Raw genomic sequence first — 19,964 nt, 5'->3', positions numbered from 1 at the left:
GGAAAATTGGGGCTAAAGTCTTCGTCTGCGAAGATTTTAGCCCTCTGTCTCCGCTTTTAATATCCATAAATATTTATCATTCTAGGTATGAAACAGCTCCTACTCGCGCTGTTGTGGCTGCTCCCGAGCGGCCTGCTGGCCCAAACGGGCACGCTCGCGGGCACCGTGCGCAACGAGCAGCAGCGGCTGGTGCCCTTCGCCAGCGTGGCCTTGCCCGCCGCCGGCCTCGGGGCCACAGCCGATGCCCAGGGCGCTTTCAGTATTACGAATGTGCCCGCCGGCACGGTGCGGGTGTTGGCCAGCGCCGTGGGCTACACGCCTGCCAGCCGCAATGTGACCGTGGCCGCGGGCCAAACCCTGACCCTGCCGCTAACCCTGGCCGCCGCGCCCGCCGCCCTGGCCGACGTGGTGGTGACGGGCGTGAGCCGGGCCACCGAAATCCGCCGCAGCCCTGTGCCCATTGCCACCCTGAGCCGCCGCGAAATCAGCCTCAACGCCAATACCAACGTCATCGACGCGGCCGTGCGCGGCATTCCGGGCCTGAGCGCCGTGACCACCGGCCCCAACGTGTCGAAACCCTTCATTCGCGGGCTGGGCTACAACCGTGTGCTCACGCTCTACAATGGCCTGCGCCAGGAAGGCCAGCAGTGGGGCGACGAGCACGGCGTGGAGGTGGACGGCTACGACATCGAGCGCGTGGAGGTGGTGAAAGGCCCCGCCAGCCTGCTCTACGGCTCTGATGCGGTGGCCGGCGTAGTGAACCTGCTGCCCGCCCTGCCTAGCGGCCCTGAAGGGCAGCTGCGCGGCGAGGCGCTGGCCGAATACCAGTCGAACAATGGCTTAGTAGGCAATTCGCTGGGGCTGAACTATCAAAAAAACGGCTTTCAAACCAGCTTCCGGGCCAGCCACCGCCTGGCGCGCGACTACCGCAATGGCGTGGACGGCCTAGTGTACAACACCGGTTTCCGGGAGTTGACGCTAACGGGCATGGCGGGCGTGCGCAAAGCCTGGGGCAGCTCGCACTGGTACCTCACGCTTTATGATAACCAGCAGGAAATACCCGACGGCAGCCGCGATTCGCTGAGCCGCCGCTTCACGCGGCAGGTGGCGGAAAGCGGGCTCGATGATATCAAGAACCGGCCTCTGGTAACAGATAATGAGTTGCGCAGCTACGCCATTGGCCCGCTGCACCAGCGCATCCGGCACTACCGTGTGTTCACCAAAACGCAGGTGGCGCTGGGCGGCGGTGAGCTACACCTACTGCTGGGCGCCCAGCAAAACCAGCGGGAGGAGTTCAACCACCCCACCGCGCCGTCCCAGCCGGGCCTGGCTCTGCGCCTCAGCACCTTCACCTACGACGTGCGCTACCACCTGCCCACCTGGCAGGGGCTGGAAATGAGCGTGGGCAGCAACGGCATGGGCCAGCTCAACCGCCACCTCAACGCCACCGACTTTCCCATTCCCAATTATAATTTGCTGGATGCGGGTGGCTTTGTGTTGCTGAAAAAGCCCTTGGGCAAGCTGGAAGTCAGCGGCGGGCTGCGCTACGACACGCGGCTGGTGAACTGGGCCGACTTTCACGTAGCCTCCAACCCAGCCACGGGGTTCGACCAAGCGGCTGGGCCGGCCCAGCCTGATGCGGCGCTGCCGTTTCCGGCGTTTCGGCGGCGCTACCAGGGGTGGTCGGCCAGCGCGGGGGCGAGCTACGTGGCTACCGAGCAGCTCACGCTGCGCGCCAACCTGGCCCGCGGCTACCGCGCCCCCAACATCCCCGAAATTGGCTCCAACGGCCTCGACCCCGGCGCCCACATCGTGTACCTCGGCAACCGGGGCTTCGAGCCCGAATTCAGCTGGCAGCAGGACGTGGGCGTGCTCTGGCACCAGGCCGAGGTGGACGCCTCGGTGGAAGTGTTTCACAACTACGTGCAGAACTTCATCTACCAGGCCCGTTTGCAGGACGCCAGCGGCCAGCCGGTGGTCATTGTGCCCGGCAACACCACCTACCAGTTTCAACAAGCCGCCGCCCGCCTCTACGGCCTGGAAGCCAGCCTGAACTGGCGCCCCGCGGCCCTGCCCTGGCTGGCCTGGAGCAGCAGCGCGGCCTTCGTAACCGGCGAAAGCTCCCAAACCAACCTGCCCGACCATCAAATAGAGGCTGCTCGCTACCTGCCGCTCATTCCGCCACTGCGCGGCCGCACCGAGCTGCGCGCCACCGCGCCGGCCCGCGCCGGCCGTTTCACCGGCACCTATGGCCGCCTCCAGTTGGATGGCAGCGCTCGCCAAAACCGCTTCTACGCCCTCGACAACACCGAAACCGCCACGCCGGGCTACGTGCTGCTGGGCCTCGGCGCCGGCACCACCTACACCAACCGCGCGGGGCGGGCCGTGGCCCAATTCATTGTGCAGGTCGATAACTTGTTCGACACCGCATACCAGGCCCACCTCAACCGGTTGAAGTACTTTGAATACTACGCCAGTTCGCCCAACGGCCGCAGCGGCATTTATAATCCAGGGCGCAACGTGGGGGTGAAGGTACTGGTGCCGTTTTAGTAGCTTATCGGACCGTTGGGCTTGAGTTGATATATAGTATTCGGCCAATGCCACCGTGGCTGGTTTTCTGCGTAGAGGGCCCCATGAAGCGCTTTTTTCTCTCCTTACTGCTATTGCCTTCGCTCACCTTGGCGCAGGCCCCGGCCAAAACTTCACCCTACGACTCCGCCCACTTCAGCTGGCGCAAGCCCGTGCCGCGCAACCGCCTGCGCGAGCTGCAGCCCGACCGCCCCGGCGTGACCGAAAGCCCTTTCACAGTTGATGCCGGCCACTTCCAGCTTGAGATGGACGCGCTACGGCTCATCAACAGCGGCTCGGGCAACGACGGCAAAAACCGCGAGCTGCATTTGGCCTACTCCATGCTCAAGCTCGGCCTGAGCCGCCGCACCGACCTGCAGCTGGAATTGCCGCTCTACAGCGTGGCCAAGCAGCGGCCTTCAGACGCCGACGACTGGCAGGAGCGCCACGCCGGCTTCGGCGACGTGACCGTGCGCGTGAAACACAACTTTGTGGGCGACGACCAGCTGGGCAAATTCGCCATGTCCGTCATCGGCTACGTGCGCCTGCCCAGTGGCGGCAACGTGGGCGACGGCGCCGCCGAATACGGCGTGGTACTGCCCATCGACCTGGAGCTGAGCGACAAGGCCAACCTTGAAGCGCAGGTGGAAGCCGACCTGAAATACGACCGGGAAACCAACCAGCGCTACGTGCGCTTCGTGCCCTCGATGGCCTTGGAGTATGATTTAACGGAGAAAGTAGGCCTCGTGACCGAAGCCGTGGCCATGTGGAACACCGAGCAGCGCCGTTGGCAGACCTCCGCCAACATTGCCCCCATTTTCAAGGTGACGCCCAACCTGCAGCTCGACCTCGGCACCCACCTGGCCCTGAACCGACTGACCGACCACGAGTACTTCGTCGGCCTCACCTTCCGCCGTTAAATCTGTAGCGTGGACTCTGCGAGTCCGCGCACTCCAGAATGTTCGACAAGGCGCGGACTCGCAGAGTCCACGCTACGTCCGTACCTTTGCCCTGCTTTGGTGCCAACCCCCAGCCTTGGGGCGCGGCTGAAAAGGGAATCCGGTTCGAAGCCGGAGCTGTCCCCGCAACTGTACGCTTCACATCGGAGCGGGCCACAATGCCACTGTTTGTTGCTTGATTATCAAGTAACAAAATGGGAAGGCGGCCCGCTCGGCGGAGCAAGCCAGGAGACCTGCCCGAGCACTCATAGGTTCAGCATTCGCGGAGGACGAATGGAGAAAGAGAACAGTGGCCACCTTCGGGCGGCCAGAGTACCCCTGTTTTTCGGCCTCGGTCTGACGGTAGCTGGCTGCTGATGGCAGTTGGTTGGCGCCGGATTTTGAATCGAATTTTCTTGATTGAGAATTTGATTCTGCTGCGTTTTACTTCCCTGCATCCGGCCTCGCTACGGCGAGTGGCCCTGCTGTGCCTGCTAGCCGGCGCCGCCCAGGCCCAGACCGCGCCGCCCGATTCGGCCCGCCTCAGCCAGCGGCGGCATCGGCTGGCCGAGGTGCAGGTGCGCGCCGTGGGCCCCGAGCGCTTCGCTGTGGGCAGCACCCGCCTGGAGCTCGATTCGGCCACGCTGGCGCAGTACCGCGGCAGCAACCTGGCCGACGTGCTGCAGGCCCGCACCCCGCTGGCTCTTAAATACTACGGCCCGGGGCAGCTGGCCACCATTGCCCTGCGCGGCACCTCGGCCCAGCACACGGCCGTGCTCTGGAACGGGCTGAACATCATGCTGCCCACGCTGGGCCAGAACGACTTCTCGCTGCTGACCGTGGGCGCCGGCACCAGCGTGGCCATTCAGCCCGGCCCGGCCGCCGCCCTCTATGGCAGCGGGGCCGTGGGCGGCGCCGTGCTGCTCAACTCGGCCCCCGACTGGCGGCCCGGCCTGCGCGGCAGCGTGCAGGCCGATGCCGGCAGCTTCGGCCTGGCCGGTGGCAGCGTGGAGGCCCGCACCGCCACCCCCAGTGTGGCCGTGCGCGTGGCCGCCAGCTACCGCGAGGCCCAGAACAACTACTCCTACCTGCAGCAGGAGGCCCGCGGCACCGTGCGCTACACCTTGCAAAACGCCGCCCTGCGCCACCAGTGGAGCCTGAGCCCCGACGTGGCCTGGCGCGTGGGCCAAGCCGGTGAGCTAACCGCCGCCGCCTGGCTGACCGACGCAGACCGCGAAATCCAGTCGGGTGTGGGCATTGCGGGCACCCAGGCCCGCGAGCGCGACCAAAGTCGCCGCCTCACGCTGGGCTACCGCCACGTGGGCGCGCGCCAGCAGTGGACCGTGCGCGGGGCTTGGTTTGAAGATATAATTAACTACCGCGACGGCGGCGCTCCCAGCAACTCCCGCGTGCGCACCACCCAGGCCCAGGCCGAGCACACCACTGCTCTGGGCGCGCGGGGCAGCCTGCGCCTGGGGGCCGAAGCGCAGCACTTCGCCGCCCAGGTAGACGGCTACGGCACCGTCGCAATCGGTGAAAACCGCGCGGCCGCTTTCGCCCTCTTGCGCTACGACCCGCGCCCCGCCCTGCGCCTTTCAGCCAACCTGCGCCAGGCAGTGCTGCCCGCTGGCTTGGCTCCGCTCACGCCCACCCTGGGGCTGGAATGGGACCTGCTGGGTGCGCCTGATTCGGCCGCTCAGGTGCTCACGCTGAAAGCCAGCGCCGCCCGCAGCTACCGCGCCCCCACCCTGAACGAACGATACTGGCTGCCCGGCGGCAACCCCGAGCTGCGCCCCGAGTCGGGCGTGGGCTACGAGGGCGGCCTGCGCCACCGCCGCGCCTGGGGCCGCCGCTGGGCGCTGGAGAGCGAGCTGACGGCTTTCCGGCAAGACGTGGACGACTGGGTGCAGTGGCTGCCCGGCGCCGGCACCGGCATCTGGAGCCCGCGCAACCTGCGCCGCGTGCGCAGCCAGGGCCTGGAAGCCAGCACCGCCCTGCGCCTGCGCCAAGGCCGCTACACCGGCCGGATGCAAGCAGCCTACCACTACACCGACACCCGCAAAACCCAGGGCGCCGCGGCCGACTCTGACCCCGTGGGCGTGCAGCTGGCTTACGTGCCGCTGCACCAGGCCAGCCTCAGCACTGACCAGCACTGGCGGGCCTGGCTGCTGAGCACGACGCTGGTTTTCACCAGTTACCGCTACATCAATGCGTCGGGCGTCGATTTTTTGCCGGGCACTGCGCTGCTGGGCGCCACGCTGGGGCGCAGCATTGCCGGCCCCGCCGGTACTAGCGTGCTGCTGCTGCTGCAAGCCACCAACCTGCTCAACCAAAGGTATTTCAGTTACCCCGGCCGGCCGGCGCCGCCGCGGGCCCTCGGTGCCAGCCTGCGCCTGAGCTGGCGCTAGCTCGGATGTTTTCCCTTATTTCTAAACTCTCTTACTAATTCCTGGCCGGCAGCCGCCGGCGCTTTTTCGCATGAAAAAACAACTAATTCCCTTCCTCACCGGCCTGGCCCTGCTGGCGGCCTGTAGCCCCGACAAAAAAGAAACGCCGGCCCCCTCGCCCGATGTGTTCATTCTCAGTGAAGGCCAGTTTGGCGCGAAAGACGGCGCGGTGAGCGGCTTCAACCGGGGCGCCAAAGCCCTGACGGGCCTGGATTTGTTTGGCAGCGCCAACAACGGCGCGCCGCTGGGCGACGTGGTGCAGCACATGGGCGTGCAAGGCAACAAGGGCTATGTGGTGGTGAATGCATCCAAGAAGGTGGAAGTCGTGACCCTGCCCGATTTCAAAACGGCCGGCACCATCAGCGGCGTCGACCAGCCCCGCTACTTCACCTCGACTTCGGCCACCCGGGGCTACCTCACCGAGTGGCGCGGCGTCTACAATTCCAACCCCGCCTACTCGCCCGGCGTGCTCAGCATTCTGGACCTGAGCACCAATACCGTGACCAGCCGCGTGACGGTGGGCCGCAACCCCGAGCAGCTGTTGGCGCTGGGCGGCAAAATCTACGTGCCCAACAGCCTCGAAAACACCGTGTCAGTAATTGACGACGCCACCGGCACGCTGACTTCCACCATTACGGTTTCGGACGGCCCCAGCAGCATGGTGGCCGACAAGGACGGCAACATCTGGGTGCTGTGCACCGGCTTCGTGGTTTACCAGACTTCGCCGCCCTACGCCGCCACCCGCGTGTCGAACGGTGCGCTGGTGCGCTTCAACCCGGGCAGCCCTACTACGCAGCTCCGCCTCGCCTTCCCCGGCACGGGCAGCCCCAGCAAGCTGCGCACCAACGCGGCCAAAGACCAGCTGTATTACAGCTTTGGCGGGGCCGAATACCAGGTAAGCACCACGGCCACAGCGTTGCCCACGGCTCCGTTCATCCGCCGCAGCCTGTCGGGCTTCGCCATCGACCCGCGCGACAACACCGTGTACGGCGCTGTTTCGCCCAGCTACAACAGCAACGGCCGTTTCATCCGCTACCAGGCCACCGGCGCCCCCATCGATTCTTTCGAGGTGAAAGTGGGACCGAACGGCTTTGTGTTTTACTAAACCCTGAGCCCGTGGGAGAAGATAACGTGTAACAGCAAGGAAGCTTTTGCTATTAATGCCTTGTCTGGACGCCCACCGCTCATAACTCAGTCCTGAATTTCCACCTTCCTTTCTACATTCCACCTTCCTTTCTGCATAAAAGGAAAAGGCCCGCACCGGAAGGTGTGGGCCTTTTTATTGATGCTAATGCCACAAGGTTAGTCGGCAATGCCGTCGTGGTTGCGGTCGGTGGCGTTTTCGGCGGCTTTGTAGAGCTCTTTGCCGGTGGGGCGGTGGGTGGTGTCGCGGGCGAGGCCGGCGGTGGCCGAGTCGCCGTTGGCGGTGCCGTCGGTGCCGGCGGCGGGGCCTTTTTTGGTATAGCCGCGCTCCACGTTGGTATCGCCCTCTTTGGTGCCCGAGCTGCAGGCGCTAAGGGTGGCGGTGAGGGCGCAGGCCACGGCGAGGGGGCGGAGGAAGGATTTCAGAAGCATGAAAGCGTGAAGGTGAAGGAGTAAGAAATGAGCGACGTTGCAAGGTAAAGAAATAACCTCCCGCGGCGCAACCCGAACCTTGGCCGGCGGGTACGGTTGTAGCGGTGGGCGCGGCCCTGGGGTTGCGCCCGGTGCCGTGCAGCCCTTCCATTCGCTTTGTTAGCCCCTGATGTCCAGCCCCCTTATTTCGCCCGCCACCCTTCCGCAGCCCGCGTATACCTACGCCGAGTTCCGGGCCTTGGTGGCCACGCTGGCCGCCGAGCGCCGCACCACCGGCCCCGAGCAGACGCCCGGCCTCATCCGCTACACCGACCAGAACCAGGCCCACCTCGACCGCGCCCACGCCGTGCCGCTGCTGCCGGAACTGGTTTCAAAAATCGCCAACCTGGCCCGGCCCGAGCAGTGGCTGGTGCTGGCCGAAGCCTGGTGCGGCGATACGGCCCACACCCTGCCCATATTGGCGCACTTGGCCGAGGTAAGCGCCGGCCGCGTGACCTTGCACGTGCTGCTGCGCTCCGACCACCCCGCCCTGATGGCCGCTCACCAAACCAACGGCGGTGACAGCATTCCCAAGCTCGTGCGGCTCGACGCCGCCACCGGTGCCGACCTCGGCGACTGGGGCCCGCGCCCGGCGGAGGCGCAGGAGCTAGCCCATCAGCTGCATGCTGATAAATCTTTGCACGTCAACCAAATAATAAAGGAGATGAACGCCTGGTACGAGGCCGACAATGGCGCGGCCGTGCAGCGCGAGCTGCTGGCCCTGTTGGGCTAAGCCATTGGCTTCAATAAATTTTCGCTTATTTTCACCGCCTCTTTGCCCATTGCTTATGCTGCTTCCGTTGCGCCGTCGCCTTGAAAAACACGTTGCCGCCTGGCCCTGGCGGCGGGTGGGCGTGCTGGCCGGCGTGAGCTTCGTGTTGGCACTTATGCTGGTCGGTTATTTGTTCGGCACGGGTGACCATTTCTTTAGTCGACTTTTTTTTGCCTTTCTCGTATTCGTCTGGCTGCTGGCCGTCACGTTCCTGGTCGTGGTGCCGTTCGTGACTTGGGCCACGGGGCACTGGTTCGGGCGCGGGTGGGCCGAAGTCTCTACTCCGGCGCCTCGCCCGCGCCGGACTTCTGCCGGTTCTGCAGCGGCGCGTTCTCATTCCTCACCGGCCGCCTCGCGGCGGCCAGAAACACGTTAAAGCCATTGAAAACCAACCTACTGCATATCAAAAACATGGTGTGCCCCCGGTGCGTGGAGGCCGTACAAAACCTGTTGGAGCGCGCCGGCTACCGGCCCAAAGCCGTGAGCCTGGGCGTGGCTGAGCTCGACGAAACCACCCCCGCCGACCCCGAAGCCCTGGCCCCGCTGCTGCACGCTGCCGGCTTCGAGCTGCTGCGCGGCCGCGCCGAGCAGCTCACCGAGCAAATCAAGGCCACCCTGGCCGAGTACCTGGAGCACCTGCGCACGGCGCGCTCGCCACTCACCACGTCGGCTTTCCTAACGGACCGGTTTGCAGCTACTTACTCGCACCTGAGCAAGGTGTTTTCGCGCACCGCCCACCTCACCATCGAGAAGTACCTCATCCGCCTCAAAATCGAGCGCGTGAAGGAGCTGCTCAGCTACGGCGAGCTGACCCTGAACCAGATAGCCGACCAGATGCGCTACAGCTCCGGCCAGCACCTGAGCAACCAGTTCCGCCAGGTGACGGGCTATTCCGTGAGCGAGTTCCGCCGCCTGATGCTGCCCGAGCGCATGTCGCTGGACGCGCTGGCGTAAGAAGAAGGAGGCATCTGTCATTGCGAGGGCGAAGCCCGTGGCAATCCGTCCTGTTCTCAGCGACCAACCCAATAATATGAAAAGCCCCGGCACTGTGCAGTGCCGGGGCTTTCTGGTAAAAGAACGTGTCTGATGCTGACAGGACGTATTGCTTCGCTCTGCTCGCAATACGGTTACGCGCCTTGGTAGCTCTTGCACGCCTCCACGCAGGCTTGGCAGACTTCGGCGCATTGCTTGCAATGGTCGTGCTGGTGCTGGGCGCACTCGTCGTGGCACTTCTGGCAAATTTCGATGCACTCCTTGAGCACGTGCTGGGCGTGGTCGGAGCCGCGGGCGATGAAGGCGGCGGTGAGGCGGCAGATGTCGGCGCAGTCGCGGTCGAGGCGGATGCAGGGCACCATCATCTTGGTATCTTCTTCGTCGAGGCAGGCGTCGGCGCACAGCTCGCAGGCCGCGATGCAGCGGCTCAGGGCGTCGAGGACGGCTTGGTTGTTTTGGCGGGCGCGGGGCGCGGCGGCGGGCATTTGCATGGCAAGTCGGTTAGGTGAACAACTGTAAACAACTAGCTGATTCTACGCATAAAATCGCTGCGAGGAAGTGTAGAATTGGCGCTTGTGGCTTATATAATTCGGTGCTGGCCCGGGTGCTGTATGTTTTCAGCAAAATGCTACCTTAACCCAGGCCTTGAATTCTGGGTATTAGCGGCATGAAGTATTGTATTCTCAATCGAATGTCTGTGCCGTCTGTGGCCGGCTTTGTGGCAGCGATGCTGCTGGCCACCGCGCCGGGCCGGGCGGCGCTGGCGCAAGACCACAATCACATGGACATGAGCATGCCCATGCCGTCCAAACCAAAGCCAGCGAAGCCCCGCCCGGCTGCACCCAAACCGGCTGCGCCCAAAGCCGCCCGCCCCACCCCAAAACCGGCTACGCCAGTCACTGCTGCGCCTGCCGATACCAGCCACCGCGCGGCCCCCATGCACTCGATGGAAGGCATGCACACGGACCCGGCCAAGCCTGCCCCAGCCGGCCAGCCAACCCCGCCGCACGAGCACACGCCTGGCATGGACATGTCGGGGACCCAACACGACATGGGGGGCATGGCCATGGCCCACGACAGCGCCATGCACATGGACAACATGAGCCACTCGCTTTCCCGCAACCTGCCCATGAACCGCAACGGCTCGGGCACCAGCTGGCACCCCGACGCCACGCCCATGTACATGTGGATGCAGCACAAGGGGCCCTGGATGCTGATGTACCACGCCGCCGCCTACGGCCGCTACACCAGCCAGAACTTTAACAACAGCGGCAAGCGCGGCCACGCCAACGCCATCGACGGACCCAACTGGGGCATGGCCATGGCCCAGCGCACCATCGGCGCGCGCGGCCTGCTGAATTTGAGCTTGATGGTTAGCCTCGACCCGCTCACGGAAACCAACGGCGGCTACCCGCTGCTGTTTCAAACGGGCGAGAGCTACCGGGGCCAGCCCCTCATCGACAAGCAGCACCCGCACGACCTCATTTCGGGCCTGACGGCCAGCTACACCCACGCCGTGAACGAGGACGTGGACGTGAGCCTCTACGTGGGCTACCCCGGCGAGCCGGCCATTGGCCCCGTGGCATTTATGCACCGCATCTCGGCCATGCCCAACCCCGACGCGCCCCTCTCGCACCACTGGACCGACGCCACTCACATCACCTTTGGGGTGGCCACGCTGGGCGTGCGCTACAAGCAGTTCAAACTGGAGGGCAGCAATTTCACCGGCCGCGAGCCCGACCAGTACCGCTACGATTTTGATAAACCCCGCGCCGATTCCTGGGCCGGCCGCCTCAACTGGAACCCCAGCCGCGCCTTGGCCCTGCAGGTGAGCCGCGCCTTCATCAAAAGCCCCGAAGACCTGCACCCCGACGAAAACGTGACGCGCACCACGGCCTCGGTGCTGCACAGCCGCACCTGGGGCGAGCGCCGCTACCTGGCTTCGGCCCTGGTGTGGGGCCTGAACGAGCACGGCGGGGGGCACCACGGCGAGCACGCCGTGCTGGCCGAAACCAACCTCACGCTGGGCCGCCCCACCTTCTACGGCCGCTACGAGTGGGTGCAGAAAGACAGCGATGAGCTGGCGTTTTATTCCTTCGGCCTTTACGAGGGCCTGGACGTTATGGTGTTCAATATCCACGCCCTCACGCTGGGCAGCAGCTACCGGCTGGCCAGCCTGGGCGGTCCGCGCGGGCCGGAATTGAGCGTGGGCGGACAGCTCACGGGCTATTTCATTTCTGAAAATTTGCAGAACGACCGGTATGGCTTTGGCTACGTAGGGCCCGGCTACGGCAAGCTGCCGCTCTCGGCCTCCGTATACCTGCGCCTCACGGCTCCGTGGATGAGCATGAAGGGCATGAGCTCGGGTGCAATGAAGGGCATGAAAATGTAAGCAAAACCGGCGGTGGCCTGCCCTTACCAAGACGATTGGGGTGGACTGGTGCCGCATTCCGGGAACAGCGGGACAGCGCTAAATTTGCGACGCCAGCGTTTTGAGCAGTCGGTGCTCAAAACGCTGGCGTAACTTATTGTCTGCAAACGATTCTCAACTACTTCCATGGTTAAGCCGCTTTCCGCTGTCCTTGCTTTAGCCCTGCTGCTGTGCGGCCGGGCCGCATCAGCGCAGACCGTTGCCAAACCAACCAACATGGATTTTCAGCGGGTTTGTAACGCCATTTACAACCGGGACGAGAAGCTACAGGTAGATTCAGAATTCATTGATTTTCGGTTCGAGGAATTGATGCTGGAAATGGCCGGCGCCATAGACGCGAACCACGTTGTAAAACCGAAAGAGGAAGCATTTGCCTTGGTGCGGAAGATGTGGCTGGCGAACCGGGGAAATTTCAGATGCTTCGGCTACACTGGAGTTCTGGCCACTGAAAGGAACGTGGGCAAATTCAGCATGGGCGTGGACTTCCCGGTAGTGCTCAATGTCTTTATGAAGAAATGGAAGCTCGACCTCGGTTTCAAAGATGCTTACGACGGCAAGACCATCTACCAGTTTTTGCTAGATGAAAAAGTCCGGCTGCTCACCGAGGTTCCCAAGAATGAGGGTAAAATACTCGAATGCGATAGAATGGCGGCGAAATTGAAGACCTACGTGGACAACTACCAAAACCCGGACGCATTGAAATAACCTGTTGCCTTAGCTGCCACGGAAAAGCCCACCCGGCCGTGCCGACCTTTGCCCGGAAATGAACCCCGGCGGCCGTTGCCGGGTTAGTCCCCACTGTGTCCACTGCCTCGCCCCGCATCCTGCTGCTCACGCCGCCGCTCACGCAGCTCAACACCCCATACCCGGCCACGGCCTACATCAAGGGCTTCCTGACGGGGCGCGGCTACGCCGTGACGCAGGCCGACCTGGGCCTGCAGCTGGTGCTGCGCCTGTTTTCGGAAGCGGGCTTGAAGCGGGTCTTTCTGGAGATTGAAGCGGGCAATTTTGACCTCAGCGACAATGCCCGGCGCATGCTGCGGCTGCAAAACCGCTACCTGGCCACCATTGGCCCTGTCATCCGGTTTCTGCAGAACAAAGACCTGACGCTGGCCCCGCGCATCTGCCACGGCCGTTTCCTGCCCGAAGCCAGCCGCTTCGACAACGTGGCCGACCTCGAAACCGCCTTCGGCACCATGGGCCTCACCGACCAGGCCCGCCACCTGGCCACCCTCTACCTCGAAGACCTGGCCGACCTGCTCAAGGAAACCGTGGGCCCGCACTTCGGCTTCTCGCGTTACGCCGAGAAATTGGCCCTCTCGGCCACCAGCTTCGAGCCCCTGCACCAAGAGCTGGAAGCCGCGCCCAACCTCCTCGACCGCATGCTGCTGGAGGAGTTGGAGCCGCTGCTGGCGCGGGTGCAGCCCGATGTGGTGGGTTTCACCGTGCCTTTTCCCGGCAACCTCTACGGCGCCCTGCGGCTGGCCAAGCACATCAAGCACCTCCGCCCCGCCACCCATACCATCATGGGCGGCGGCTACCCCAACACCGAGCTGCGCACCATTCAGGAGCCCCGTTTCTTCGATTACATCGACTACCTGACCCTGGACGACGGCGAAGGCCCGTGGTTGCGGCTGCTGGAGTATTTGGGTGTTCAGAACGAGCAAAAAGCTCGACATGACGTTCGGGAGAGCAGTGATGTCGTTGACGAAGTGCACTGCGACCTGCAAACCGCCCTCTACAGCCCGCCCCGCCGCGACCAGCTGCAGCGCACCTTCCTGCGCAACGAGCAGGGCCAGATTGAGTACATCAATTACCCGCACCCCGACATTCCGCACCCCGAAGTAGGCACGCCCGACTACTCCGACCTGCCCCTGACGGAGTACCTCTCGGTGCTGGAAGTACTGAACCCCATGCACCGCCTCTGGAGCGACGGCCGCTGGAACAAGCTCACCGTGGCCCACGGCTGTTACTGGAAGCGCTGCTCGTTTTGCGACGTGACGCTGGACTACATCAGTCGGTACGAAACCGCCCCCAGCACCTTATTGGTGGATAGAATCGAGCAAATCATTCAGCAAACCGGCCAGACCGGCTTTCATTTCGTGGACGAGGCTGCCCCGCCGCTGGCCCTGCGCGACCTGGCCGTGGAGCTGCTCAAGCGCCGCGTGCCCATCACCTGGTGGGGCAATATTCGCTTCGAGAAAACCTTCTCGGCCGACCTCTGCCGCCTGCTGGCCGCCTCGGGCTGCATTGCCGTGAGCGGGGGGCTGGAAGTGGCTTCGGACCGGCTGCTGACGCTGATGGAAAAGGGCGTCACCATTGCGCAAGTGGCCCGCGTGGCCGACGGCTTCACCCAGGCCGGCATCATGGTGCACGCCTATTTGATGTACGGCTTCCCCACCCAAACCGCGCAGGAAACCGTGGACAGCCTCGAAGTGGTGCGCCAGCTCTTCGCCGCCGGCGTGGTGCAAAGCGGCTACTGGCACCGCTTCTCGATGACGGCGCACTCGCCCGTGGGCAAAAATCCGGCGAAGTACCAAGTGCAGGCCGTGGGCCCCGAGCCCGCCGGCTTCGCCTGGAACGACCTCTGGCACGACGACCCCCTCGGCGCCGACCACGAAGCCTTCGGCCCCGGCCTGGCCAAGAGCCTCTACAACTACCTGCACGGCGTAGCGCTGGACGAGCCCCTGGCCCGCTGGTTTGATTTCAAAACGCCGCGCCCCACCACGCCGCGCCACCTCGTGCAACAGGCCCTGCAGGCCCCCGAGAAGCCCGATTTCGCCCGCCCGAACCAGCGCCTATTCTGGCTCGGCAACGCCCCCGAGTTCCGCCTCGAAGCCGGCAAAAAAGCACCCCGCGCTGTGCTCACCTGCTACGAGCAGGCCGAGGATTTCGAGGTGAAAACCACCGAAGCCGCCGGACGCTGGCTGCACCAGCTGCTCACGCAGCTCAGCCACGATTATGATACCAAGGTGCTGCTGCGCGATGCGGCGGCCTCTTTTCCTAAGTCCGAAGGCTCATTCGAGGCCTTTCTGCAAACGCCGGCCTGGCAGCTGCTGCGCGAAAAAGGCCTGCTGCTCATTTAGCGGCCGGGTGCCACGTTCTCACCATTATCTGCTACCGCTGGCGCAGCCACTCCAGCACATCGCCCGGCAAGCCCGGTGCGAGGCCCGGGCCCAGTTCCCCGGCCATCAGCAAATCGGGGCCGGCCTGGCGATAAGCGCGCACCGCAGCCCCCTGCCGTCCGCCCGAAGCGTTGCGCAGCGCAGCCGCCTGGGTTGCAGCGCCTGCCCCGCCGTACAACCCCAGCACGGGCACTTTTCGGTTTTTCAACTCCCGAACCGCTGCCCGCGTAACCAGGTCGACCAGCGCATTCTGGACCACGACATAGGCTGCCCGTGGGCTGCCAGGTGCCGCTATGGCCTGCATCAGGGCCGCCGCGCGGGGCCCGGCCGCCCACGCGCCGATATTGGCTGTATCGGCGCCCGGCGTGTTGCGGAGCAGGCGCAGGGCCCTTTGCAAGCGGGGCGTTTCGGTTTCGGGCGTGGCCGAATTGGCCATGGGCAGCACCAGCACGATAACGCCTTCGCGGGCCAGCGCATCGGCCCACAGCGGCGCAGCCGCCGCCGTAGCCGAATCGGGAAGCAGGGCCAGTACCGGGCCCCGGGTGCTCGCATCGGCTGGGGCAAAAAGCCACGCGGAGCCATTGTCCTGCGGCATTTCCTCCACGCGGTAGGTGGTGGGCGTGGGGTTGCCGCGCTTGAGCAGCACCGTAGTCGCCCTGGCCGAATCTACTTCCAGCGTGCCCCGCCAAAAATCGCCCTCTGGCGTGAGCGTCAGGCGTTGGCCGGGGCGGGCCGGGCGTGTGAGGCGAAACTGCTTATTATTGAATAAAACGCTGTCGGCCACAAAGTTGAGGCCCGGGGCCATGGGCACGGTCAGTTCCGCTTCGTAGTGGCCCGGGCTGGGGTGGCGAATGTCGAGGGCCGCGCGCACGTCGGGCCGGCCGGCCTGGGTTAGGCTGCCTTCGTAGTGCCCCACCGGCGGGGGCGTGGCGGTGCGGGTGGCATCGTGCTGCGGTTGGCAGGCGCCCGCAGCCGCGGCGGCCAGGGCGAGCCCGGCACCGGCAGCGCGGCTTCTCACTAAGCGCATGAAAGCGGTTATCGGCATTCCCAAAAGTAGGTGGTTTAGCGCCCCGCCAGGCCCTTGCGCAAAATCAGGTCGGTTTGCACGTCCTGCCCCAGCCGGAATTCGTGCTGCCCAATCTCGCGGAAACCGAACCGCTGGTAGAAGGCGCGGGCCTTGTCGTTTTTCTCCCACACGCCCAGCACCACGGCGGTGCAGTGCAGCTGCTCGGCCAGGGCCAGAATGCCCCGCATCAGGGCGGCGCCCAGGCCGGTGCCCTGCCAGTCGTCGCGCACGTAGAGGCGCTCGATTTCGAGGCGGCCGGCGGCGTTTTGCCCTTCGGCCAGGCCCAGGGCGGAGTTGTCGCGCAGCTTGGCGTAGCCCACCAGCTCGGCCTGCATGTGGGCCAGCAGGAAAGTGTTTTCACGGTCCTGCAACTCGGCCAGTTGAATGTCAGGACCAAAATTCTCGGCCAGGTACGTGGCCATGTCCGCGGCCGTATTGGTGGCGGCAAAGGTGTCCTGGAAGGTTTGGCGGCCCAGGTCGGCCAGTTGGGCGGCGGTGGCGGCGTTGGCCTTGGCCAACGAAATGCGCAGGGGAGATGACATAGAGCAAAGGTCGGCCCAAGGTGGCCGATTTACAGTATCCCGTCGGTATCAGGGTCGCGGCGCGACAAATCATCGCCGCGCCGCATGCGCAGGCCCATGCGCACCAGCAGCCCACTGGCCAGCAAACCCAGCAAAAGCACCGACAGTATGGAGAAGGAATAGTTTTGGCCGGTCGCGTTCCAGCTCACCACAGCCACGTACACTTTCAGCAACAAGCCAAGCGCCAGCAGCACGCCGCTCATCATAAGCAAAAGGCCCACCAGGCGGCGCGTAACAGGAGGTAGGGGAGGAGCAGGCATAATGCTCCGTCATACGCCGCCCCCAAACCCGGGGTTGGCAAAGGTTGCAAATCCGGTTCTTTGGCGTAATTTCGGGCCACCAAGACATTCCGCGAGAGTAGCTCAGTTGGTAGAGCATCAGCTTCCCAAGCTGAGGGTCGCGAGTTCGAACCTCGTTTCTCGCTCATTCAAATACAGCCATTTAGCTTCGGTGCTAGGTGGCTGTTTTGTTTTTGGGCTATGCGCTGGTTTACAGAGTTTTACTGTGGTGTATAATGCGATAGCGGCGGTTAGCGGCGGAAGCTATCCTTAGTAGGCGGTACCGAGATGCGCGGGGACATTGGAATGGCGGCTTTCTATTTCTAGTAGATTGTAAGAAACGACTGCACTTTGAGTTGTAGAGTTCAAAACGAAACAAGTGGAGCAGATGGGCCATTCGTTTTTCAACCAGTTGAGCCAGTTACAAGCCACAACTCTCCCGAGGATGCTCAGGTATTACTGCTCCCCCGCAAGCTTCCAGTTAAAACCAAGGGCTTTCCCGATGCCTGAATGGTTTATTCGAATTCTCCTTGTCCTTGATGCCATTGGCGCAAAGCGAGCCAGGATGGAAGCGCTTCTAGGTGGCATGGTGGCCGATATTTGCTGCCACAAGCGAAGGCGGTAACGCTATATTCGCGGCTGCAGGCCACCGGGCTTGCTGCTTCGTTTATGCCTCAACCCTTTCTTCTGCTGGCAGGGCGCTGCTCTTTGCTGCTGCTCAGCTGCCTGGGAGCGTGCCAGTCGGCGGCCTCTGATGCGGACGAGCTGCAGCTGCGGCAGTTGGACGCCACCCTGCAAGCCCTTAACCAATCGCAGACGAACGCCTCTGCGAAGCAGCTCGACCGCATGGCCGAAATAGCTGACCGGAATGGATTCTCGGACAGCGACATCCTACGGCAGGCCCAGGCGTTGCGCGCTCGTACCAGGGCGGAGGTTGCCCGCCTACACCGGCTGCGGCAACAGCCGGCCTCGGTGAGCGCGGCCGCCGATACGCTGCGCCAGCGCCTGCGCAGCTACAGCCAGTACGTGCACCCGTACGTACCCGGGGCCGTCCTGGGCTTGAACATGAAGGAAGACCCGGGCATTCAGGCCGTGGCCGGCCACCGCCTCGATGACCAAACTTTTCAGGAATACTACTTTGGCGCAAACGCTGGTGCGGGCCGCGCCGCTATGTTGGGCTGGCACGAGCAACAGGTGCTGCGGGTTGAACGCGACGCCCTGACCAAACTTGTCGGGCGGATGGGGCCAATGGGGTTGTTTTTTGATAAAATTGGGCCCGCGGCCGTTGCCGAATCCCAAACGGTGCGTGCGGGAGAGCCCTACCGGGCACGGCTATTTATGGCTGCTGCCTCGCCCGACGTGCAGCACCTTCGCCTAAGCGCGAATGGCGAGCAGTTTGCCGTGGACCCTGCCACCGGTAGCGGGCAAGTCCGCTTTCAGGTGCCCGCAGATGCGCGCCCCGGCACGGCTGTTTGGCAGGGCACGATGCAGGGCACTTACCGCGGCCGCCAGGTGTCATTTCCGCTGCGCGTACCGTACAAAATTGAAGCTCGATGAAAGTCAGGACCCTTTTGAATCCGCTGTTCTGGGTAGTTAGTCGGGCAAAGCAGCCGGTGCTCCCGGCTTTGCTGCTGGTGGCCGCCGCTGCCTCAAGCTGCCGGGGGCCTTCGTCGCAGGAAGTTGCCTTGGTGCGCCTGCATCAGTTGAGAGAAATGCTGCTGAGCGGCAACGACAACCTGTCCAAGGCAAACGCAACCCAATTCCAGCAGATGGAAACCCAGGTGCACGCCACCGGCATGCGGCCGCCCGATGTAGCGGTGCTGAGCCAGGGGCGAGTGCTGCACGACAGCACCCACGCGCTGGCCGGGTACCTGCGCAACCTACGGGAGGAACTCAGCCAGCGCACGCGCGAGCGAGATTTGCTGGCACAGCTTGGCACCCGCGGGGCTGTGGGCGAAATCATGCAGGCCCAGGCCGACAGGTTGCAACTGCGGTTGAGCCGCCATGCGCAGCGGCTGCAGCAAATCGACCCGCCTCACGCCGCGCCCTCCGCGCCGAATGCGGAAGCCTATGCCCTCAGTCCTTTTGACTTTGGCAACACCACCTTGGCCGGAGCCCAGGCCGCCCTGGCGCGCTACGAGACGGTGCTGCTGCTGCAGGAAGAGGCGGCCCTGGCCAGGCTGAGTGCCAAGCTTACCCCCAGCCGTTTGCGCGCCGCCTTTCACGCCATGGCAACGGCGGAAAAGAGCGTTGTCAGGCCCGGTGACACCTACCGTGCCCAAGTGCGCCTTGCCCAGGTCAGGTACCAGCCCGGGGCCTTGGCCATGAAGGTGAACGGGCGCACCATTCCTGTGGGGCCGGACGGCATTGGCCAGGTTGAGTTATCAACGGCCGTTCCGGGGCAAGGCCGCACGTTGCAAGCCTTCTGGGAAGGTAGCATCACGGTCAGCGTGAGCCGCCGCGACTCTACCTTCCGGTTGCGGGTGCCCTATACTGTGGTGAAATAGTGCCGTTGTCGGTTGCTGGGGCGCTTTTGCTAACCCGTACCCTTATTCGTTTTCATTTTCCGCCTTCATGTCATTGCCCCGGCTAATTTTATATGGCTTCACGGTCACTCTACTCGCGAGCTGCGCGCCGCCCAATGCGCCCTCCAAGATACCGTTGAGCTATTCACTGGATGAATCCGACAAGGTGGTTGACTTCGCTGCCAATCGCACCTGGAAGCCAGTATTTTCGGATACACTTGTTGCCCGTTTGGAGCGTGGCGCGATTACCGCCTACAACCAGCGCGACCAAACGCTGCCCGCCGATTCGCTGCCACGCGCGCGGCGGATGCGTGGGCTGGTGTTCGGCGCCAACCCCAATAAGCCGGCTCTGCATTCTCCCCAGGCCCTGAAAGGCATTTTACCCCCGGACAACGGGAAGGATTTTGTCGATTTGCACTTTTATGACAGTGGCGTGCAATTGTACCTGTTCTACGCCCGCGTGCATCAGGCAGACTTAGAGAAAATTGCCAACCGCTCGTTGGAGTTTATCCTGCTTAAGTAGGTATTCGGCTTCTGCGCCCGCCGGCTTCATCCTACGCTTTGTTGGCTGAATAAATTTTTGGCGAAGCATAACATCGGTGAGGCGGGCAGGGCTCCGCGCGTCT

General features: G+C 63.9%; 18 protein-coding genes, 1 tRNA gene and 1 riboswitch. Of the genes, 14 read left to right on the top strand and 5 right to left on the bottom strand.

Going from position 1 to position 19,964, the window contains the following annotated elements; all coding sequences use genetic code 11:
* Positions 1-87: 87 nt before the first annotated feature.
* The 4 genes from MTP16_RS04950 (at position 88) to MTP16_RS04935 (ending at position 7,058) form a co-directional block, all read left to right on the top strand.
* Entirely contained in the window at positions 88-2,550 is a 2,463-nt protein-coding gene (locus MTP16_RS04950) for a TonB-dependent receptor (protein ID WP_243516421.1), read from the top strand.
* Between the two features lie 83 nt (positions 2,551-2,633).
* Entirely contained in the window at positions 2,634-3,488 is an 855-nt protein-coding gene (locus tag MTP16_RS04945) for a transporter (RefSeq protein WP_243516419.1), read from the top strand.
* Positions 3,489-3,568: 80 nt separating this feature from the next.
* Positions 3,569-3,782, top strand: a riboswitch (cobalamin riboswitch).
* 140 nt (positions 3,783-3,922) lie between these two features.
* Positions 3,923-5,914, top strand: a complete 1,992-nt coding sequence (locus MTP16_RS04940) for a TonB-dependent receptor plug domain-containing protein (RefSeq protein ID WP_243516418.1) — start codon at positions 3,923-3,925, stop codon at positions 5,912-5,914.
* 70 nt (positions 5,915-5,984) lie between these two features.
* The gene (locus MTP16_RS04935; RefSeq protein ID WP_243516417.1) at positions 5,985-7,058 is read left to right on the top strand and encodes a DUF5074 domain-containing protein; all 1,074 of its coding nucleotides are present in this window, start codon (positions 5,985-5,987) and stop codon (positions 7,056-7,058) included.
* 197 nt (positions 7,059-7,255) lie between these two features.
* Here MTP16_RS04935 and MTP16_RS04930 read toward each other — a convergent pair whose 3' ends face one another.
* On the bottom strand, positions 7,256-7,528 hold the full coding sequence (locus MTP16_RS04930; RefSeq protein ID WP_243516416.1) for a hypothetical protein: 273 nt from the start codon (positions 7,526-7,528) through the stop codon (positions 7,256-7,258).
* A 169-nt stretch (positions 7,529-7,697) separates the two neighbouring features.
* On the opposite strand from MTP16_RS04930, the gene MTP16_RS04925 reads away from it, so the two are divergent.
* From MTP16_RS04925 to MTP16_RS04915, 3 genes are read left to right on the top strand one after another with little or no spacing between them, the layout of a single operon-like run.
* Complete coding sequence (locus tag MTP16_RS04925) at positions 7,698-8,300, top strand: thioredoxin family protein (RefSeq protein WP_243516415.1); 603 nt, start codon at positions 7,698-7,700, stop codon at positions 8,298-8,300.
* Positions 8,301-8,355: 55 nt separating this feature from the next.
* Positions 8,356-8,715, top strand: a complete 360-nt coding sequence (locus MTP16_RS04920) for a hypothetical protein (RefSeq protein WP_243516414.1) — start codon at positions 8,356-8,358, stop codon at positions 8,713-8,715.
* A 5-nt stretch (positions 8,716-8,720) separates the two neighbouring features.
* Positions 8,721-9,293 (top strand): helix-turn-helix domain-containing protein, encoded by a 573-nt coding sequence (locus MTP16_RS04915; RefSeq protein ID WP_211537995.1) that lies wholly within the window; start codon positions 8,721-8,723, stop codon positions 9,291-9,293.
* Positions 9,294-9,466: 173 nt separating this feature from the next.
* Here the strand turns inward: MTP16_RS04915 and MTP16_RS04910 are convergent, their stop codons facing one another.
* Positions 9,467-9,823, bottom strand: coding sequence for a four-helix bundle copper-binding protein (locus tag MTP16_RS04910; RefSeq protein WP_243516413.1), 357 nt, complete (start codon positions 9,821-9,823; stop codon positions 9,467-9,469).
* 200 nt (positions 9,824-10,023) lie between these two features.
* Here MTP16_RS04910 and MTP16_RS04905 point away from each other — a divergent pair, with 200 nt between their 5' ends.
* The 3 genes from MTP16_RS04905 to MTP16_RS04895 all read left to right on the top strand — a co-directional run bounded on the left by MTP16_RS04905 (position 10,024) and on the right by MTP16_RS04895 (position 14,849).
* Complete coding sequence (locus tag MTP16_RS04905; protein ID WP_243516412.1) at positions 10,024-11,724, top strand: hypothetical protein; 1,701 nt, start codon at positions 10,024-10,026, stop codon at positions 11,722-11,724.
* A gap of 165 nt (positions 11,725-11,889) precedes the next feature.
* Positions 11,890-12,468: a hypothetical protein gene (locus MTP16_RS04900; RefSeq protein WP_243516411.1), complete on the top strand. Its 579-nt coding sequence runs from the start codon at positions 11,890-11,892 to the stop codon at positions 12,466-12,468.
* 95 nt (positions 12,469-12,563) lie between these two features.
* The gene (locus tag MTP16_RS04895; RefSeq protein ID WP_243516409.1) at positions 12,564-14,849 is read left to right on the top strand and encodes a B12-binding domain-containing radical SAM protein; all 2,286 of its coding nucleotides are present in this window, start codon (positions 12,564-12,566) and stop codon (positions 14,847-14,849) included.
* Positions 14,850-14,880: 31 nt separating this feature from the next.
* Here MTP16_RS04895 and MTP16_RS04890 read toward each other — a convergent pair whose 3' ends face one another.
* The 3 genes from MTP16_RS04890 to MTP16_RS04880 are packed head-to-tail and all read right to left on the bottom strand — an operon-like array spanning position 14,881 to position 16,795.
* Complete coding sequence (locus MTP16_RS04890) at positions 14,881-15,915, bottom strand: hypothetical protein (protein ID WP_243516407.1); 1,035 nt, start codon at positions 15,913-15,915, stop codon at positions 14,881-14,883.
* A 35-nt stretch (positions 15,916-15,950) separates the two neighbouring features.
* Positions 15,951-16,496 (bottom strand): GNAT family N-acetyltransferase, encoded by a 546-nt coding sequence (locus MTP16_RS04885; RefSeq protein ID WP_243516405.1) that lies wholly within the window; start codon positions 16,494-16,496, stop codon positions 15,951-15,953.
* A 29-nt stretch (positions 16,497-16,525) separates the two neighbouring features.
* Positions 16,526-16,795, bottom strand: coding sequence for a hypothetical protein (locus MTP16_RS04880; RefSeq protein ID WP_243516403.1), 270 nt, complete (start codon positions 16,793-16,795; stop codon positions 16,526-16,528).
* A gap of 91 nt (positions 16,796-16,886) precedes the next feature.
* On the opposite strand from MTP16_RS04880, the gene MTP16_RS04875 reads away from it, so the two are divergent.
* The 4 genes from MTP16_RS04875 (at position 16,887) to MTP16_RS04860 (ending at position 19,861) form a co-directional block, all read left to right on the top strand.
* A tRNA-Gly gene (locus MTP16_RS04875) sits at positions 16,887-16,959 on the top strand.
* Between the two features lie 523 nt (positions 16,960-17,482).
* Positions 17,483-18,370, top strand: a complete 888-nt coding sequence (locus MTP16_RS04870) for a hypothetical protein (protein WP_243516401.1) — start codon at positions 17,483-17,485, stop codon at positions 18,368-18,370.
* 56 nt (positions 18,371-18,426) lie between these two features.
* Positions 18,427-19,320 carry a hypothetical protein gene (locus tag MTP16_RS04865; RefSeq protein ID WP_243516399.1) on the top strand — a complete coding sequence of 298 codons (894 nt, stop codon included), beginning with the start codon at positions 18,427-18,429 and terminating at the stop codon, positions 19,318-19,320.
* Positions 19,321-19,387: 67 nt separating this feature from the next.
* Positions 19,388-19,861, top strand: a complete 474-nt coding sequence (locus MTP16_RS04860; protein ID WP_243516397.1) for a hypothetical protein — start codon at positions 19,388-19,390, stop codon at positions 19,859-19,861.
* Positions 19,862-19,964: the final 103 nt, after the last annotated feature.

Source organism: Hymenobacter monticola (assembly GCF_022811645.1).
Classification (GTDB): Bacteria; Bacteroidota; Bacteroidia; order Cytophagales; family Hymenobacteraceae; genus Hymenobacter; species Hymenobacter monticola.
The sequence above is the reverse complement of the archived record's forward strand: the minus strand, read 5'-3'. Positions and strand labels throughout refer to the sequence as shown.

Bases quoted from the DNA above. Each gene is read 5' to 3' on its own strand.
- MTP16_RS04950 (WP_243516421.1), top strand. From the start codon at position 88: ATGAAACAGCTCCTACTCGCGCTGTTGTGGCTGCTCCCGAGCGGCCTG.
- MTP16_RS04945 (WP_243516419.1), top strand. From the start codon at position 2,634: ATGAAGCGCTTTTTTCTCTCCTTACTGCTATTGCCTTCGCTCACCTTG.
- MTP16_RS04935 (WP_243516417.1), top strand. From the start codon at position 5,985: ATGAAAAAACAACTAATTCCCTTCCTCACCGGCCTGGCCCTGCTGGCG.
- MTP16_RS04930 (WP_243516416.1), bottom strand. From the start codon at position 7,528: ATGCTTCTGAAATCCTTCCTCCGCCCCCTCGCCGTGGCCTGCGCCCTC.
- MTP16_RS04925 (WP_243516415.1), top strand. From the start codon at position 7,698: ATGTCCAGCCCCCTTATTTCGCCCGCCACCCTTCCGCAGCCCGCGTAT.
- MTP16_RS04920 (WP_243516414.1), top strand. From the start codon at position 8,356: ATGCTGCTTCCGTTGCGCCGTCGCCTTGAAAAACACGTTGCCGCCTGG.
- MTP16_RS04910 (WP_243516413.1), bottom strand. From the start codon at position 9,823: ATGCAAATGCCCGCCGCCGCGCCCCGCGCCCGCCAAAACAACCAAGCC.
- MTP16_RS04905 (WP_243516412.1), top strand. From the start codon at position 10,024: ATGTCTGTGCCGTCTGTGGCCGGCTTTGTGGCAGCGATGCTGCTGGCC.
- MTP16_RS04900 (WP_243516411.1), top strand. From the start codon at position 11,890: ATGGTTAAGCCGCTTTCCGCTGTCCTTGCTTTAGCCCTGCTGCTGTGC.
- MTP16_RS04890 (WP_243516407.1), bottom strand. From the start codon at position 15,915: ATGCGCTTAGTGAGAAGCCGCGCTGCCGGTGCCGGGCTCGCCCTGGCC.
- MTP16_RS04885 (WP_243516405.1), bottom strand. From the start codon at position 16,496: ATGTCATCTCCCCTGCGCATTTCGTTGGCCAAGGCCAACGCCGCCACC.
- MTP16_RS04880 (WP_243516403.1), bottom strand. From the start codon at position 16,795: ATGCCTGCTCCTCCCCTACCTCCTGTTACGCGCCGCCTGGTGGGCCTT.
- MTP16_RS04870 (WP_243516401.1), top strand. From the start codon at position 17,483: ATGCCTCAACCCTTTCTTCTGCTGGCAGGGCGCTGCTCTTTGCTGCTG.
- MTP16_RS04860 (WP_243516397.1), top strand. From the start codon at position 19,388: ATGTCATTGCCCCGGCTAATTTTATATGGCTTCACGGTCACTCTACTC.